General features: G+C 71.5%; 14 protein-coding genes and 1 pseudogene. 3 read left to right on the top strand and 12 right to left on the bottom strand.

Features of this window, described 5'->3' with window-relative positions; all coding sequences use genetic code 11:
- From P1P70_RS26345 to P1P70_RS26370, 6 genes and pseudogenes are all read right to left on the bottom strand, one after another.
- Positions 1-2,319 (bottom strand): annotated as a pseudogene (locus P1P70_RS26345) (5,6-dimethylbenzimidazole synthase); the annotation flags it as partial.
- Positions 2,320-2,666: 347 nt separating this feature from the next.
- Entirely contained in the window at positions 2,667-3,878 is a 1,212-nt protein-coding gene (cbiE, locus tag P1P70_RS26350; RefSeq protein WP_319241917.1) for a precorrin-6y C5,15-methyltransferase (decarboxylating) subunit CbiE, read from the bottom strand.
- Between the two features lie 125 nt (positions 3,879-4,003).
- The gene (locus tag P1P70_RS26355; protein ID WP_319241919.1) at positions 4,004-4,642 is read right to left on the bottom strand and encodes a GNAT family N-acetyltransferase; all 639 of its coding nucleotides are present in this window, start codon (positions 4,640-4,642) and stop codon (positions 4,004-4,006) included.
- 191 nt (positions 4,643-4,833) lie between these two features.
- On the bottom strand, positions 4,834-5,667 hold the full coding sequence (locus tag P1P70_RS26360) for a MetQ/NlpA family ABC transporter substrate-binding protein (RefSeq protein WP_319241921.1): 834 nt from the start codon (positions 5,665-5,667) through the stop codon (positions 4,834-4,836).
- A gap of 77 nt (positions 5,668-5,744) precedes the next feature.
- Complete coding sequence (locus tag P1P70_RS26365) at positions 5,745-6,482, bottom strand: methionine ABC transporter permease (RefSeq protein WP_319241923.1); 738 nt, start codon at positions 6,480-6,482, stop codon at positions 5,745-5,747.
- Positions 6,479-7,543 carry a methionine ABC transporter ATP-binding protein gene (locus P1P70_RS26370; RefSeq protein ID WP_319241925.1) on the bottom strand — a complete coding sequence of 355 codons (1,065 nt, stop codon included), beginning with the start codon at positions 7,541-7,543 and terminating at the stop codon, positions 6,479-6,481. Before P1P70_RS26370 ends, P1P70_RS26365 begins: the two co-directional genes overlap by 4 nt.
- 454 nt (positions 7,544-7,997) lie before the next feature.
- On the opposite strand from P1P70_RS26370, the gene P1P70_RS26375 reads away from it, so the two are divergent.
- Both P1P70_RS26375 and P1P70_RS26380 read left to right on the top strand, forming a co-directional pair.
- A complete protein-coding gene (locus P1P70_RS26375) occupies positions 7,998-8,357 on the top strand; it encodes a hypothetical protein (protein WP_045557182.1) in 360 nt (119 codons plus the stop codon).
- Between the two features lies 1 nt (position 8,358).
- Complete coding sequence (locus P1P70_RS26380) at positions 8,359-8,790, top strand: hypothetical protein (protein WP_319241927.1); 432 nt, start codon at positions 8,359-8,361, stop codon at positions 8,788-8,790.
- A gap of 17 nt (positions 8,791-8,807) precedes the next feature.
- Here P1P70_RS26380 and P1P70_RS26385 read toward each other — a convergent pair whose 3' ends face one another.
- From P1P70_RS26385 to P1P70_RS26395, 3 genes are all read right to left on the bottom strand, one after another.
- Positions 8,808-9,305, bottom strand: coding sequence for a GNAT family N-acetyltransferase (locus P1P70_RS26385; protein WP_319241929.1), 498 nt, complete (start codon positions 9,303-9,305; stop codon positions 8,808-8,810).
- 45 nt (positions 9,306-9,350) lie between these two features.
- Positions 9,351-9,857 (bottom strand): sigma-70 family RNA polymerase sigma factor, encoded by a 507-nt coding sequence (locus P1P70_RS26390; RefSeq protein WP_319241931.1) that lies wholly within the window; start codon positions 9,855-9,857, stop codon positions 9,351-9,353.
- A gap of 141 nt (positions 9,858-9,998) precedes the next feature.
- On the bottom strand, positions 9,999-11,210 hold the full coding sequence (locus P1P70_RS26395) for a glycerophosphodiester phosphodiesterase (protein WP_319241933.1): 1,212 nt from the start codon (positions 11,208-11,210) through the stop codon (positions 9,999-10,001).
- 331 nt (positions 11,211-11,541) lie between these two features.
- Here P1P70_RS26395 and P1P70_RS26400 point away from each other — a divergent pair, with 331 nt between their 5' ends.
- On the top strand, positions 11,542-12,216 hold the full coding sequence (locus tag P1P70_RS26400) for a lysophospholipid acyltransferase family protein (RefSeq protein WP_319241935.1): 675 nt from the start codon (positions 11,542-11,544) through the stop codon (positions 12,214-12,216).
- Positions 12,217-12,433: 217 nt separating this feature from the next.
- On the opposite strand, the gene P1P70_RS26405 is transcribed toward P1P70_RS26400, so the two are convergent.
- The 3 genes from P1P70_RS26405 to P1P70_RS26415 form a co-directional block, all read right to left on the bottom strand.
- Positions 12,434-13,957 carry an MFS transporter gene (locus P1P70_RS26405; RefSeq protein WP_319241937.1) on the bottom strand — a complete coding sequence of 508 codons (1,524 nt, stop codon included), beginning with the start codon at positions 13,955-13,957 and terminating at the stop codon, positions 12,434-12,436.
- Positions 13,954-14,574 carry a helix-turn-helix domain-containing protein gene (locus tag P1P70_RS26410; protein WP_319241939.1) on the bottom strand — a complete coding sequence of 207 codons (621 nt, stop codon included), beginning with the start codon at positions 14,572-14,574 and terminating at the stop codon, positions 13,954-13,956. Before P1P70_RS26410 ends, P1P70_RS26405 begins: the two co-directional genes overlap by 4 nt.
- Positions 14,575-14,656: 82 nt before the next feature.
- A complete protein-coding gene (locus tag P1P70_RS26415; RefSeq protein ID WP_319241940.1) occupies positions 14,657-15,628 on the bottom strand; it encodes an aldo/keto reductase in 972 nt (323 codons plus the stop codon).
- Positions 15,629-15,761: the final 133 nt, after the last annotated feature.

The following is a 15,761-nucleotide window of genomic DNA, read 5'->3' on the forward strand; positions in this document are numbered from 1 at the left end:
GGGCTGGGCCTGGGGCTGGATGACGGCGCCCTGAGGGGCGTCGATCTGGGGGGCCGGGGTCGCCGAGGTGTCCGCGGCGAGCGGCTCGGCGGTCGCGGGATCCACGGACGTCGGGTCGGCCGTCGGCTCGACAGGGTCGGCAGGAGGCGGGACCTCGCCCGTCAACTCGTCGGCGGGGGCGGGCGCTTGGGCGTCCGCGCCGTTGGCCGGCTCGGCTGCCGCGTCCCCGTCCGTGGGCCCCGGCTCGACCGTCGCGTCTGGCGTGACGGGCTGCGGCGGCTCCGGCTCCGGCTGCGGGGCGGTCCCGGTGGTTTCCGCCGCCACGAGCTGGTCCTGGTCCTGCGAGGGGTCCTGAGCAGGGGTTTGGGCAGGGGGCTGGTCCTGGTTCTGCGTCTGGTTCGCCGTGTCCGGCGCGGATGCGTCCGGCGCGCCGGCCTGCAGGTCCTGGACCGTGGGGTGCGCCCCCGGCTGGTCGGTCCCCGTCGGCTGGGCGCCCTCTGCGACGGCCTCGGGCTGGGGGTGGCCGGCCTCCGCCGCGAGGGCATCCGGGGCCCGAAGCTCGTCCGCACCCGGTTCCGCCGACTGGGGTTCCTCGGCGGGCGCGGTTTCCGACTGCACGGGGCCCTGCGCGGGCTCGGTGTCCGGGGCGGTGGCGGGTGCGACCTCAGCGGTCTCTTCTGCCGGGGGTGCTGCGGGGCTCTCCGTGTCCGGCGCGGCGGTCGCGGCCTGCGGGGCCGTCACGTCGGCAGAGACCTGCTCTCCTTCGGCGGCCCCGGTCTCGTCGGCCACGACGGGCGGCGCGGGCTGTTCGGGAGCGGCGGTGGCCTGTTCGGGGCCCTCCGCCACGACCGGCGTCGCCGACGGGTCGGCCTGCACGGGTGCGACGGTCGCGGGGTCTGGCTGCGCCGGCGGGGCCGTCTCGGCGGGCTGGGCCGGTGCGGCGGCGTCGGCGAGGGCGACGGCCTCCGCCTCAGGCGTGACGGGGACGTCCTGCGCCTCGGCGGCGGTCTGCGCCGCGATCGGCTCGGCGTCCTGGGCGGCCGGGGGGAAGGGCGTCGTGTCCGGTGCCGGCTCGGCCTCGGCGGCGGACGCGGCCTCCTCGGGCGCCTGGGCTTCGGCGGGCTGGGCCGTGGGAGTCGTCGCGGCCGGCTCGGGCTGCGCCGCCTCTGCCCCTGCCTCTGCCTCTGCCTCTGCCTCTGCCTCTGCCTGCGGAGCCTGCTCGGCCTCCTCGACGGCGACAGCCGCGGGCATGGCTGTCTCAGCCACCTCGGGCGCCTCGGGTGCCGCGGGCTCCGCCGCGGACTCGGGGGCGGGCACCTGATCGGCGACCGGCGCTTCGGCGGTGTCCAGGACCTGAGCCGCCTCGACGGCGACCGCTGCCTCGACCGGCTGCGGGGCCTCGGGCTCGACGACGGGCGACGCCTCGACAACCTGCGGCACCCCGGCGGTCGACGCCTCGGCCGCCTCCGGGAGCTGCTCCTCGACGGCACCGGGCGCTTCCTCGACGGCACCGGGCGCTTCCTCGGCCTCCGGGGCCTGGAGGTGTGCCGCGACCGGTGTGCCGACCGCCTCCGGGGTGCGGAACTGCGCGACCGCGGCCTCCTGGGCCAGGGCGTAGGCGGCGTCCTGTGCCTGGTGGAGGGCCTCGAGGTCCTGGACCTCCTCCTCGGCCGCCGCGACCTGCGGTGCCTCCGCCGCCAAGGGCGCCTCGGCCACCGCCACGGAAAGGTGCGCCTCCTGCGGAACGACCGTTTCTGCGGCCGCTCCCCCTGCGGCGACTCCCGGCGAAACGGGAGCGGCCTGGGCAGGTGCGCCCACCCACTGCGACACGGGCTGCGGGGGCACGTCGAGGTACTCGGGCCCGGTGCTGGGCGGACCGGAGTGGCGTGCGGCGCCGGGTGCCACGGGGGCGCCGGCCGGGCCCCGGTCGGCGAGGGAGCGGACCGGGCTGGCGGAGGCGTCGGGGGTCGGCGGGCCGAGGTGCAGCGGGCGGCGGGCCACCGGCGGCTGCGGGACGGGCGTCGCGACGGGGGTGCGGACGGCGCTGAGGTCGTGCGCGCCGCTGTCACGGCCGGACATCTCGTGCGGTCCCGGCTCGTGGACGGCGGGCTCGTGGACGACCTGGACGACGGGCTCGGGGGCGGGCGGGGGCATCTCGTTGCCCCACGCGCCCTGGGCGCCCGGCAGCAGAAGGTCCTCGTCCTCGGCGGCGGTCTCGGAGAGGTAGGTGTACGCACCCGGCGCGTGGACGCCCGGCTGCTCCACCATGCCTGCGCTCTCCGGCAGTCCCTCGCCCGGGACCTGGCCGGTGTCGGTCATGCGTACCCCTCGCCCATCGGTTAGTGCCTCCATGCCAGCTGGCCCGGGAACGGCGCACCTACCGCCCCACTGTGGAGAACGAGCGTGCGTGCCCAGCGGCACGTGACGACCCGCCTGCATGTCGACAAAGCCATTGAAGGGCCATTGTCCCGGTCATCCCCCCGTCGCGACAGCTTGATCCGCGACGGTCCGCTGTGGACTGCGCCACGTTGCGCGTCCTCCCCGTTCCGCCGTACCACACACGCTCTCAAAACGGGCGCGTTTTTAGGACATTGACCGACGAAGTGCCGGGTGTCGAAGTGCGGTACGACAGTCGGCCAGCCTACCGCGCCGGTACGACAACCGGATCACAGGGAACGTTCGGCCAGGGTCCCGCTGAGCAGGAACGCGACGCTCCGTTCCCTCTCCGTCCAGGCCCTTGTGTCGAGTTCGACGGACTGGACGAACTCGCAGCGGACCTCGTACCCGTGCTCGGTCAGGTCGCGTCCTATGCGTTCGGCGGCGGGGCGGGTGAGCGCGTGGGTGACGATGCGCTGCGGGCGGCGGTCGGCGACGGCGGAGACCACCGTCGCTCCCCCGCCGCCGACACGGACGACATCGGGTTCGGGAAGGTTCTCCAGGACGTGCGGGGCGGCGCCGTGGACCACTTGGAGCTGTACGCCGAAGCGGCGGGCGGCGAGGGTCGTACGGCCGCAGGCCTCGGGGTCCCGGTCGACGGCTATGACGGCGGCGCCGCTGCGCGCGGCCTCGGTGGCGAAGGCGCCACTGCCGGAGCCGATGTCCCAGACGAGATCACCCACGCGCGGCCCCAGGCGGGCGAGTTGGGAGGAGCGCAGCAGTTCCGCCTCGCCCTCGCCCAGGGCGGCGCCGTAGACACCGGAGGGCAGTGCCCAGCCGCGTGGTCCGGTGGCGGGGTCGCGGCCCGCCAGCCAGCCGCCGCCCTCCGCAGCGGTGGCGGGGCCGCCGATGGCGATGACGAGGTTGGGGTCGCGCCAGGTGCGGTCGACGGCCTTGTCGGAGCTGAGGACGGTGACCCTCTCGCGTTCCGTGCCGAGCTCCTCGCAGACCACGAAGGTGCGGTGAACCCTGTCGAGGAGGAGGCCGAGTTCGGCGGGTCCGGCGCCGGGCGAGGTGAGGACGGCGACCTTGGCATGGGCGCGGCACACGTTGACCGCGCGGCGCAGCGTACGACGGTGGGCGACGACCACCTGGGCGTCGTCCCAGGGCATGCCCGCGCGGGCGAAGGCGGCGGCCACGGAGGAGACGCCGGGGACGACCTCGACCTCCAGGCCGAACTCGGGGGCCCTGAGGGTGCGGACGACACCGAAGAAGCCCGGGTCGCCGTCGGCGAGGACGACGGCGGTGCCCCGGTGGCCGGCGATGCGGCGGGCGGCGAGGGCGACACTGCCGAGGCGGATGCGTTCGGCGGCCGGGGGCACCTCGGGCAGGGCGAGGTGGTGGGCAGCGCCGGCCACCAGGGTCGCGGCGGCGAGGGCGGAGCGCGCCGCGGCGGTCAGGGGGGAGCCGTCCCAGCCGATCACCGTGACCCGGTCGGCCATCGTCGTCAGTCTCCAGAGGGTCTTCGCAGGTCGTCGGTTTGCCCGCTCGGGGTCCCGTGAGGGTACCTGGTGACGGGGTGGGCCCCGGCGGCCGGGCGGCGGCCTCGCGCTTGCCCGTGGGTTGTTCAGTTCCAGTCCGAGTAGGACCCGAAACCACCGCTGTCGGCCAGTTCCTCGCTGACGCCCTCGATGTCCTCGGGGAGCAGGCTCCAGACGATGAAGTCCGTGCGGATCTCGGTCCAGCCGTCCTCGGCGGTGCGGGCCCGGGCTATGCAGGCGTTGCGCAGCACTCCCTCGCTGATACAGCCGATCTTCTGCGCGACCTGCTGGGAGGCGGTGTTGTCGGCGGCGGTGCGCAGTTCGATGCGTTCGAACTTCTGCTCGCGGAACAGCCATTGGGCGGTCGCGAGGGCGGCTTCGGAGGCGTAGCCCTCGCCGCGCGCCCAGGGGGCGACGACGTACGACAGCTCCGTGGCTCGCACGTGCCAGTCGGTCTTGGTCAGTTGGATGACACCGACCAGTCGCTGGGTGAGGAACTCGGTGACCGCGAGGTCGAGGCCGCGTCCGGAGGTGCGTTCGGTGGGCGCGTACTCGGTGATCCAGGTACGCGCCTCACGTTCGGTGAACGGTTGTGGGACGTCGTTCCAGGCCATCACCTGTTCGTCGTTCATCATCTCGGTGAACGCCTGGATGTCGTCCTCGTCGAACGGGCGCAGAACCAACCGATCCGTGCTGATGGAGATGTCGGGAAAGGTGCTCGTCATGCGCCGCTCCGTAACCTTCGAAAACTTTGAGAGCCTGCTGAACTGCCCAGCATGCAGCATGAAAGCACTGAATCGCACCACAGGGGTCCACTCCCTGTGAGGGAGCGGACCCCATGCGTGGCGATACACCCGTATACGTACGGTCGGATCATGTACGGATCGGAAGGCGGTCAGAAGGCAGTCGAAGGCGGTCAGAAGGACGGGATGACGGAGCCGTTGCTCCACTTGTCCTCGATGAACTTCCTGACCTCGTCCGAGGTGAGCAGCTTGGCGAGCTTCTCGACGCGCGGGTCGTCCTCGTTGCCTTCCTTGACGGCGAGGAAGTTGCCGTTCGGGTTGTCCTTGGCGGGCTCGACGGCGAGGGCGTCGTCGGCGGGCGAGAGGTCGGCCTCCAGCGCGTAGTTGCCGTTGATCACCGCGGCGTCGACGTCGTCCAGGGAGCGCGGGGTCTGGGCCGCCTCCAGCTCCTTGAACTTCAGCTTCTTCGGGTTCTCGGTGATGTCGGCGGGGGTCGCGTCGGTGCCGACGCCGTCCTTGAGCGTGATGATCCCGGCGGAGTCGAGGAGCTTGAGGGCGCGCGCCTCGTTGACCGTGTCGTTCGGGACGGCGACGGTCGCGCCGCTCTTGAGGTCGTCCTTGCTCTTGACCTTGTTCGAGTAGAGGCCGAGCGGCTCCAGGTGCGCGGTGACGACGGGCACGATGTGGGTGCCCTGCTTCTTGTTGAAGTCGTCGAGGTACGGCTGGTTCTGGAAGTAGTTGGCGTCCACGGAGCCGTCCTCGGTCGCCGTGTTCGGCAGGACGTAGTCGGTGAACTCCTTGACCTCCAGGTCGAGGCCCGCCTTCTCCGCCAGGTTGTCCTTGACGAAGTTCAGGATCTCGGCGTGCGGGGTGGGGCTGGCCGCGACGACCAGCGGGCCGCTCGTGTCGGACGCGCCGTCGGTCTTGTCCGCGCCGCAGGCGGTGAGTCCGAGGGTGAGGGCTCCGGCGGCGAGCACGGCGGTGGCGAGTTTGGCGGTGTTACGCACGAAAAGTGCCTTTCCTTTTGGGTGGAGCGGTCCCGTCGTGGGTGGGACGGGAAATCCGTGGGTGCCGGGGAACGCGCTCAGACCTTCGTGGCCTCGGGCGCGGTGGGCTCGGCCTTGGCCCTCAGCAGCCGGAGTACCGGTGCGGGGCCGGACCGGCCGCCGCGTCGGTGCAGGGCGCGGGCCGCGTAGTCGCCGGCGAACTGGACGGCGGAGATGACGACGGCCAGGACCGCCACCGTGATCCACATCAGTTCGGTCTCGAAGCGCTGGTAGCCGTAGCGGATGGCGATGTCGCCGAGGCCGCCCGCGCCCACGGTGCCGGCCATGGCCGAATAGCCGATGAGGGCGACGACGGTGGTCGTGGCGGAGGAGATCAGTGAGGGCAGCGACTCGGGAACGAGCACGCTGCGGACGACGGTCCAGGTGTTGCCGCCCATGGCCTGGACGGCTTCGACCAGCCCGTGGTCCACTTCGCGGACGGCCGTCTGGACGAGGCGCGCGAAGAACGGGATCGCGCCGATCGCGAGCGGCACGATGGCGGCCTCGCGGCCGATGGTCGAGCCGGTGACCCAGCGGGTGAAGCCCATGAGCGCGACCATCAGGATGATGAAGGGCATCGAGCGGGCGACGTTCACGATCTGCCCGACGACCCTGTTGGCGACGACGTTCTGCAGCAGGCCGCCCCGGTCCGTGAGGACGAGCAGGACGCCGAGCGGGAGGCCGCCGACGACAGCGACGAGGGTGGACCAGCCGACCATGTAGAGGGTGTCCCAACAGGCCTGCTCCAGCAGGGGCCACATCTCGGACCAGGTCACTTGGCACCTTCCTTCACCGGCGTGGACGTCGGTGCGGACGTCCGGGTGTCCCGGCCGACCACGTCGATCTGGAGGCCCCGTTCACGCAGGAAGCCGATGGGGACCACGTTGTCCTCGTAGCGGCCGGGCAGTTCGATGCGCATCCGGCCGATCTGGAGGCCGCCGACGGTGTCGATGGCGGCGCCGAGGATCGAGATGTCGATGTTGTACGTGCGGGACAGCTGCGAGACGACCGGCTGGGTCGCGGCGTCGCCCTGGAAGGTGACGTCGAGGACCGTGCGGTCGTCGCCGGTGGCCCCGCCGCCCACCGGGAAGAGCGCGGCGGCCAGTTCGGACCCGGGGGTGGCGAGCAGTTCGCTGACCGTGCCGGACTCGACGATGCGCCCCTTCTCCATGAGGGCGGCGGAGTCGCAGACGCTCTTCACGACGTCCATCTCGTGCGTGATGAGCAGGACGGTCAGGCCCAGCTGCCGGTTCAGGTCGCGCAGCAGCGCCAGGATCGAGCGGGTGGTCTCCGGGTCGAGGGCGCTGGTGGCCTCGTCGGAGAGGAGCACCTTGGGGTCGCCGGCCAGTGCGCGGGCGATGCCGACGCGCTGTTTCTGGCCGCCGGAGAGCTGGGCCGGGTAGGCGTCGGCCTTGTCGGCGAGGCCGACGAGGTCGAGCAGTTCCAGGGCCTTGCGGGAGCGCTCCTGGCCCGACTTGCCCAGGATCTCGAGCGGCAGCTCGACGTTGTCCTGGACGGTGCGGGAGGAGAGCAGGTTGAAGTGCTGGAAGACCATGCCGATCCGGCTGCGCGCCTGCCTGAGCTGCCGGCCGGCGCGGGGACCGCGGCCGGCCAGGGCGGTGAGGTCCTGGCCCGCCACGGTCACGGTTCCGGAGGTGGGGCGTTCGAGGAGGTTGACGCAGCGGATGAGCGAGGACTTGCCGGCGCCGGACTGGCCGATCACGCCGTACACCTCCCCCTCGCGTACGTGCAGGTCGACGCCGTCGAGGGCGGTGACCTCGCGGCCACGACCTCGGTCGGCCCGATAGATCTTCGTCAGGCCCGATGTGGTGATCACTGGACTTCCGTCACTGTCGAGTGCGCGGGCGTGGGTGTGCCCGGACACGGATGCAAGCGGTCAGGGACGCGACACGGTTCTCGCGGTGGCGATGGAACCGGAGGAGAACTGGTGCGCGGGGAGGCTCTGTTCCGTCACGCGCGGCGGCGTGCGGGGCCTTCTAGAAGGCGCACATTCGACACATACAACGAGCACCGGGCGTCATCGTCGCCTCGGTCGCAAGGGTGCGGTAGCTCGTCGTGGTCATGAGATCAGTAAACCAGATGTATACGGAAGGTGAGAGACGGCTGTCCGCATACCGGACGGGATGGAGACGCATATCCGCAGGTACAGGCCGGTGCCGTCCACCCTGTGGGCATCCGGCGCTGTGGCCAAGGCCACGATGAGCCTTTCGGAGGTTTCCCCGCCCGGGGCCGGGCGCGGCGGGGGTTTTGGGCCGTAATAGGGTCGCGGCATGCTTGTTGCCCTGACGGTGACGACCGCCGTCGCCGCGCTTCTGCTCGCCGCGTGGTGCGGCTGGGCCGCGTATCGCGATCAGCCGACCAAGGACTGGCACTTCATCGGCATGGCCGTGGTTTCGGTGCTGGCCCTCGTCCAGCTGGTCGTCGGGATCGTGCAGCTGGCGCGCGGGGAGAAGCCGGAGCAGGGGACCACGATCTTCGTCTCCTACCTCCTCGGGGCCTTCGCCTGCGTCCCCGTGACCGGGTTCATGTCCCTGGCGGAGCGCACCCGCTGGGGCAGCGTGACCGTCGCCGCCGGGGGTGTGGTGCTCGCCGTGCTCCAGGTGCGGCTCTACGACATCTGGGGAGGCTGAGGTGACCGCCACGGACGAGGCGCCGCAGCGGGAGACGCGGGCACGGCTCATCAGCGGGCCGGGGATGCTGCTGGTGTGGCTCTACGGCGTGATGGTGGTCGGGGCCGTGTCGCGGTCCGCCGTGCAGATCTCGACGGAGTTCGAGCACGCGCCCCTCGCGTACTCGCTGTCCGCGCTCGCCGGGCTCGTGTACGGGTTCATCACGTACTCGCTGGTGCGGGGCGGGGAGTTCGCCCGGCGGGCCGCGCGGATCTGCTGCGCGGTGGAGCTGGCGGGCGTGCTGGTCGTGGGCACGTGGACGCTGGTGGAGCCGTCGGCGTTTCCGGACAAGACCGTGTGGTCGGACTACGGGATCGGGTACCTGTTCATTCCGGTGATCCTGCCGATCACGGCGTTGTACTGGCTGCGGAAGAGTGCGCGGGCGCCCCGTTAGGGGCGCGGCACGCTTCCTCACGCCGTCGTCGCGTACGCCTCCGCCGGCTTCTCCAGCACCACCATCGGTACGCCGTCCTGGCCCTGGCTGGTGCCGACCGTCTCGTAACCGACCCGGCGGTACAACCGGAGGTTGCCCTCGCTGCGGTGGCCCGCGCTGAGGCGGAACCTGGTGGCGCCGCGCTCCTCGGCGAGGGCCGACTCGGCGGCGCGCAGGAGCCGCGCGCCGATGCCGTGCCCCTGGAGACGCGGGTGGACGCAGAGTTTGCCGATGGCGGCGGTGCCGTCGGCGTCGAGGGCGCCGCGCACGGAACCGACCACCTCGTCCCCCAGCCTGGCCACGAACACGCAGTCCGAGGCGACCTCCGCGCGGACGGAGTCGAGGCTCTGGACGAGCGGATCGATGCGGTAGTTGCCGTACAGTGCCGCCTCGCTCTGGAAGCACAGGTACTGCAGCCTGAAGATCTGCTCGGCGTCCTGCTCGGTCGCCACCGAGATGGTCACGCTCATGCCCATGTGTGCACGCCTCCCGCTCACCTGCTCACCCGATGTCCCTCACTCCTATCCCCGTGGTTCGCGTGCCGCAACCTCCGTCGTCAGCAATCGGCGAAGACATCCCAGACATCGGGAACGTTCCGGACCGAGGCTGCCCTGTGAGATACCCAACTCACCCGCGATCTCACGGTAGGTGAGGTCCTTCGGGGACAGCAGGGCGGCGAGCAGCCGGGGGCAGCGGCCGGGGAGCCGGCGTACGGCCGCGTGGAGGGCGCGGCGGCGGGCGGCCGTGAGCGCCTGCTGCTCGGGGCCGGGCGCGTGCTCGTCGGCGGGATCGGCGGCGTAGGGGCGTTCGAGGCGGGCCGTGCGGCGGCTGAGGCGGGCCTCGAAGCGGACGGCGCTGCGCAGCCAGCTCTCGGGGTCCTCGGGTGGGCCGTCGGAATCGAGCCGTTCCAGCAGGCGCAGCCAGACCGCCTGTTCGAGGTCCCCCGCCTCGGCCCCGGCCGCGTACGCCTCCGCCGAGACCTCCGCTACCAGCAGGGGGCGGAGGCCGACGAGCATGTCGTGTGTCATATGCCCCGGGACGCCGCCGCCCCGGCAGGGGTTGCCGGGGCGGACGGGAGTCACCCCAATCGGGGCTGGGGACTCAATCGTTGACGTTCGAACTCACGCGCCATGCTCGGCCGTTGACGTGCGAACGTGCGTGCCGTGCGGTCAGTCGCCGACGAAGTCCGCGTGGGCCAGCAGACCTGTGTCCGGATTGTCGGTGAAGATGCCGTCGATGCCGGTGTCGAAGTACACCTTGAACGCGCCGAAGGAGTCGCCGTAGGCGTTGGCGTCCGTGCCCTTGCGGAAGTTCGCGGGCAGGAAGCTGTTCTCGTTGCGCATCGTGTAGGGGTGCAGGATCAGGCCCTTGGCGTGCGCGTCGGTGACGAGGGTGGTCGGCGTGGTCAGGTTGCCGCCCGAGTCGCGCGGGATGATCAGGTCCAGCGTGGGGCCGATGCCGTTGGCGAACGAGGCGATCCAGGCGAGGCCGGCCGGCTTGACCAGGTCGGCGACGGTGCGCGGGTCGCCGGCCTCGACGAAGTCCCAGGGGCGGGTGGCGGCGCCGGAGAGCAGGACGACGAGCGGGCTGTCGACCAGCCGGTTCAGGCGCTGGATGCTGCTGGGCTCGAAGGACTGCAGGAAGACCGGCGAGTTCTTCTTGTGCCGGTCGTACTTGCGCAGCAGCTTGGCGAGCGGCTCCTCCAGGCCGAGGCCGAGCTTGCGGAAGTAGGTGGGGTGCTTGGTCTCGACGTGCAGCCAGACGCGCCGGCCCCGCTTCCTGCCCTCTCTGTCGGCCCAGCGCAGCACCTCCTCGAAGGAGGGGATCTCCCAGCGGCCGTCGTACAGGGTGTTCTCCTGGCGGTTGCCCGGGATGCGCTCCTTGGCGCGCAGGGTCTTCAGCTCGGCGAGGGTGAAGTCCTCGGTGAACCAGCCGGTGTAGGTGACGCCGTCGACGACCTTGGTGGTCTTCCGGCCCGCGAACTCGGGGTGGGCCGCGACATCGGTCGTGGCGGTGATGTCGTTCTCGTGACGGCATACGAGATGGCCGTCCTTGGTGGGCACGAGGTCCTGCTCGATGACGTGCGCGCCCATGTCGAGGGCGAGCTGGTACGACCCGAGCGTGTGTTCCGGGCGGTAGCCACTGGCCCCTCGGTGGGCGATGACCGTCGGCACCGGCAGGCTCCGGTAGCCGCCGCCCGAGTGACCGGTCGCCCTGGCCTGCGGCGCCGCCTCGTCGGCTCTCGCCGCGGCCGGCGGTCCGAGGACCGCTCCGCCCGCGCCGAGCACCGCGGCACCGAGCAGCGCCCGTCGGCCCGTTCCGCGTCCCTGTTCGTTCGCGTCCTTCGCGGCCTGCGACTGCCGCGACTCCTGCGTCCCCATGAACGGCTCCTCCACCGTGATGCCCTGCACCTGTCAAAGCGGGACGATCGTAGGTGTCCTGAGGTGACCGTTGGGAGACCTGGGACCGAACACGCGGAAGACGCCTTGTGTCGCGCGGGAGGCGGAATTTGACGGAGTGTCGGTTCGGTGACGCGATGTCCGTCACATGTGGCAACCGGGTGACGACCCGCCACCGCAGCGTCACCGCAGGTAAAACAGCGTCAACAGATGGTATCCACTCGGTGAACCCGACGTGCGCCGCCCCGTGGGCCGGGAGTATCGTCCTCACCTGCACAGACTTGTACCGGAACGCTTGACATGGGAGGGCCCGTTGTCCCGCTTCGTGCTCATCAAGGCAGTGCTCGGACCGATCATGCGCCTGATGTTCCGCCCCCGGGTGGAGGGTGCGGAGAACATTCCGGGGGACGGTCCGGTGATCCTCGCCGGCAACCATCTGACCTTCATCGACTCGATGGTCCTGCCGCTGGTCTGCGACCGGCAGGTCTTCTTCATCGGCAAGGACGAGTACGTCACCGGCGAGGGGATCAAGGGCCGCCTGATGGCCTGGTTCTTCACCGGGGTCGGCATGATCCCCGTCGACCGCGACGGCGGCCGGGGAGGGGTCGCCGCCCTGATGACCGGGCGGCGGATCCTGGACGAGGGCAAGGTGTTCGGCATCTACCCCGAGGGGACCCGGTCGCCCGACGGCCGGCTGTACCGGGGGCGGACCGGGATCGCCCGGCTGACGTTGATGACCGGGGCGCCGGTCGTTCCCTTCGCGATGATCGGGACGGACAAGCTGCAGCCGGGTGGGGCGGGGTTGCCCCGGCCGGGGCGGGTCACCGTGCGGTTCGGTGAGGCGATGGAGTTCTCCCGGTACGAGGGGATGGACCGGGACCGGTATGTGCTGCGGGCGGTGACCGACTCCGTGATGGCCGAGGTCATGCGGTTGTCGGGGCAGGAGTATGTGGACATGTACGCGTCCAAGGCCAAGGAAGCGGCTTAGCTCCGCGGTGGCGCTCCGCTGGGGGTGCCGGGTTCGGTTGTTTGTCGGGTGCGGGTCGGTGGGGGCTGGTCGCGCAGTTCCCCGCGCCCCTGGGCATGCTGTTGCTGAGCGGGGTTCTTCAGGCGCTGGTAGCGGGGGGTGCCGGGCTCGGTCGTTTATCGGGTGCGGGTCCGTGGGGGCTGGTCGCGCAGTTCCCCGCGCCCCTGGGGCTGCTGGCCTAAGCGGCGTTTTCCAGGTGCTGTCCGCGCAGCATGAACCAGGCCGCCACCGCCGTGGCCAGGAGGACCGCCGCGCCCGCGCCCGCCGCGATCGTGAGGCCGTCCACGAAGGACTCCCTCGCGGAGGACAGCAGGGCCTCGGCCGTGGCCGGCGGCATTCCCGCCGCCGCCTCGACCGCGCCGCCCAACGACTCGTGCGCTCCTTCCGGGGTGCCCGGGGGCGCCGCGAAGTCGCGGTAGACGCCCGTCACGATCGAGCCCAGGACCGCGATGCCCAGGGCCGCGCCCAGCTCGTACGCCGTTTCGGAGACGGCCGAGGCCGACCCCGCCTGTTCCTTGGGGACGCTGGAGAGGATGACGTCGGCGGTGACCGTGAAGGAGAAGCCGGCACCGATGCCGACGACCAGCAGGGCGACGCCGATCAGGGGGTAGCCGGTGGAGCGGTCGGCCAGGGTGAGCAGGGCGAGGGCCAGGCCGATGGCCGCGAGGCCGCCCGCCACCACGGACCGGACGGAGAAGCGGCGGGCCGTCGCGCCGGCGACCAGGCCCGCGGCCACCGCTCCGATCGCCGCCGGGAGCTCGGCGAGACCCGCCTCCAACGGGCCCCGGCCCTGGACCAGTTGCAGGAACTGGGAGAGGAAGAAAACCAGCCCGGACAGACCCAGAATGGTCAGCAGGTCGGCGAGGACGGCTCCGGAGAAGCCCCGGTCGCGGAACAGGCGCATGTCCAGCAGCGGGTGCGGCAGGGTGAGCTGACGGCGTACGAAGAAGAACAGCCCGGCGGCACCGAAGAGACCGGCGGCGAGCGCGTTGCCGTCGACGCCGTGGGTGGCGGTCTCCTTCACCGCGTACACGACCCCGATCATCCCGACCAGCGACAGGCCGACGCTGAGCATGTCCCACGGGCCCGGGTTCGGGTGGCGGGACTCGGGGAGCAGCTTGATGCCGACGAGGACCAGGACGGCCATCACGGGCAGGTTGATGAGGAAGACCGAGCCCCACCAGAAGTGTTCGAGCAGGAAACCGCCGACTACCGGTCCGACCGCTGTACCGGCGGAGGCCGTGGCGCCCCAGATGCCGATGGCGAGGCTGCGTTCGCGCGGGTCGTGGAAGAGGTTGCGGATCAGGGCGAGGGTGGCGGGCATCAGGGTCGCACCCGCGACTCCGAGCAGCGCCCGCGCGACGATCATCGTCTCGGGCGTGGTCGCGTAGGCGTTGAGCACGGATATCGCGCCGAAGGCGGTTGCGCCGATCAGCAGGAGCTTCTTGCGGCCGATGCGGTCGCCGAGGCTGCCGGCCGAGACGAGCAGGCCCGCGATCACGAACGAGTAGATGTCGCCGATCCACAGGAGCTGGGTGCCCGAGGGCGCCAGGTCCTCACTGATGTAGGGGGTCGCGAGACCGAGGACGGTCGCGTCGACGGCCACCAGCAGCACGGCGAGCACCAGGACGGCGAGCGCGAGCCAGCGGCCCGGCCTCTTCTCCGCCTCGACGGTGCGGGCCGGCCGCAGGGTGCTGGTCATGATTCCTCTCTCGGTTGTTCGGGGTGTTCGGCGTGTTCGGCGTGTTCCGATCCTTCGGGGTGACCCGGTCGTTCGGGGTGGCGCAGGGCGCCGCCGAGCAGCAGCTCGGTGATCATGAAGGTGAAGTCGTTGGGAGCCACGCGGCCTTCCGAGACCGCCCAGGCGCCGGAGGCGAGCAGGCCGTAGAGCGCTTCGGTGAGCCAGGCCGGGGTGAGGTCGATGCGGAACTCGCCCGCCGCCTGGCCGCGTTTGAACAGGGTCGCGATGGCGGCGTCGATCCGGGCCCAGCCCTCGTGCTGTCCCTCCCCCTCGAACAGCTGGTTCTCGGTGTAGAGGAAGGCGAGCAGGCCCGCGGCCGGTTCGATCTCGCGCACCAGCCGGCGTACGGCGTCGCGCGCCGGGCCCTCGGCCGGGCGGGCCGCGGCCAGCGCGGCCTCGCACTCCTCGATGCCGAGCGCCTCCAGCGCCCGGACGAGCGCGTCGCGCCCGGCGAAGTGGCGATGCAGCGTGGCCCGGCTGATCCCGGCGGCCTTGGCGACCTCGTCCATGGTCGCGGTGGACTTGCGGGTCAGCAGTGCGGCTGCGCTGCGCAGCACGTGTTCACGATCGACGGCCATGAGACAACTGTAGCCCAGATGAGACATTCATGTCTCATCGCGGGCATGGGCGTCTCACGGCTGTGGCGTCGGCGGGTTCCTCTCAGTGCCAGGGCAGGCTGCCGCGCTTCTCCCAGTACGTCCGCGGGTCCTCGGCGAGGTCCGCGAGGCGGGTCAGCTGGTCTTCGTCGAGGTCGACGACCGCCGCGTGCAGGTTGGAGGCGAGCTGGGTGACGGTGGCGGCACCGGACAGGACGACACCGGCCCACGGCTGCCGCAGGACCACCGCGAGGGCGACCGCGTCGCAGCCGAGGCCCGTCTGCTCGGCCACGGCCCTCAGCGCGTCCGGGGCGTGCGGACCGGCCAGTCGGCCGTTGGCCATGCCCTCCTTGACGATCACGGTGAGCCCGGCGTCGTGCGCCTCGGCGAGGGCGGGGGCGGCGGAGGTCTCCAGCGCGTTGTACGTCGACTGGACGGTACGGAAGAGGGGCTCGCCGTCGACGGTCACGGTGAGGGCGGTGCGGATGGCGTCCGCCTGGGCCGGGCCGCTGGTGGAGAAGCCGACGGTGACGCCCTGGGCAGCCGCCTCCGCCAGCCTGGCGTGGAGTTCCTTGTCGGTGAGGGCCGGACTGTCCGGGGTCACCGAGTGGATCTGGTAGAGGTCGAGCCGGTCGCCGAGCAGCTCGGCGGTCTCGGCGCGCTGCCGCTCGTACGTCGGGAGACCGTGGTCCTTGACCTCGTGCTTCTCGGCGTCGGTGGTCCAGTCGGCGGTGTAGGTGTAGCCCCACTTGCTGCCGATGACCACGTCGTCGAGGCCGGGGCGGGCGCGGAGCCAGTCGGCGAGGAACTCCTCGGAGAGGCCGTAGGAGCGGGCCGCGTCGAAGTAGCGGACGCCCTGGGCGTAGGCGGCGTCGAGGAGTTCGTGGGTGCGGGTGCGGAGGGCCTCGACCGTGCGGGTCTCTCCGAGGTCGGCGTCGCGGCCGAGGTTGATGTAGCCGGGGCGGGCGACTGCGGCGAGGCCGAAACCGATGTGGCAGGTGGGGGTGGTGGCTGCGGCCAGTCGGGCGAAGGGCATCGCGGGCTCCGTTCGGGTCGGCTCCTTGCGGTTCCTGAGCCGTCTCTTATACACATCTGAAGATGCCGACGAAAAGACTTGTGTGAATATCGCTCGAGTCCGATACAAGAAAAAAGAAAAAAAACAGCAAAAA

Origin of the sequence: Streptomyces sp. MB09-02B, from assembly GCF_033794485.1 — a bacterium.
In the GTDB taxonomy this organism is placed as follows: Bacteria; Actinomycetota; Actinomycetes; order Streptomycetales; family Streptomycetaceae; genus Streptomyces.

Coding starts and splice junctions, on each gene's coding strand:
- P1P70_RS26415 (WP_319241940.1), bottom strand. CDS start 15,628: ATGCCCTTCGCCCGACTGGCCGCAGCCACCACCCCCACCTGCCACATC.
- P1P70_RS26375 (WP_045557182.1), top strand. CDS start 7,998: ATGCTTGTTGCCCTGACGGTGACGACCGCCGTCGCCGCGCTTCTGCTC.
- P1P70_RS26405 (WP_319241937.1), bottom strand. CDS start 13,957: ATGACCAGCACCCTGCGGCCGGCCCGCACCGTCGAGGCGGAGAAGAGG.
- P1P70_RS26355 (WP_319241919.1), bottom strand. CDS start 4,642: ATGACGAGCACCTTTCCCGACATCTCCATCAGCACGGATCGGTTGGTT.
- P1P70_RS26390 (WP_319241931.1), bottom strand. CDS start 9,857: ATGACACACGACATGCTCGTCGGCCTCCGCCCCCTGCTGGTAGCGGAG.
- P1P70_RS26385 (WP_319241929.1), bottom strand. CDS start 9,305: ATGGGCATGAGCGTGACCATCTCGGTGGCGACCGAGCAGGACGCCGAG.
- P1P70_RS26395 (WP_319241933.1), bottom strand. CDS start 11,210: ATGGGGACGCAGGAGTCGCGGCAGTCGCAGGCCGCGAAGGACGCGAAC.
- cbiE (WP_319241917.1), bottom strand. CDS start 3,878: ATGGCCGACCGGGTCACGGTGATCGGCTGGGACGGCTCCCCCCTGACC.
- P1P70_RS26410 (WP_319241939.1), bottom strand. CDS start 14,574: ATGGCCGTCGATCGTGAACACGTGCTGCGCAGCGCAGCCGCACTGCTG.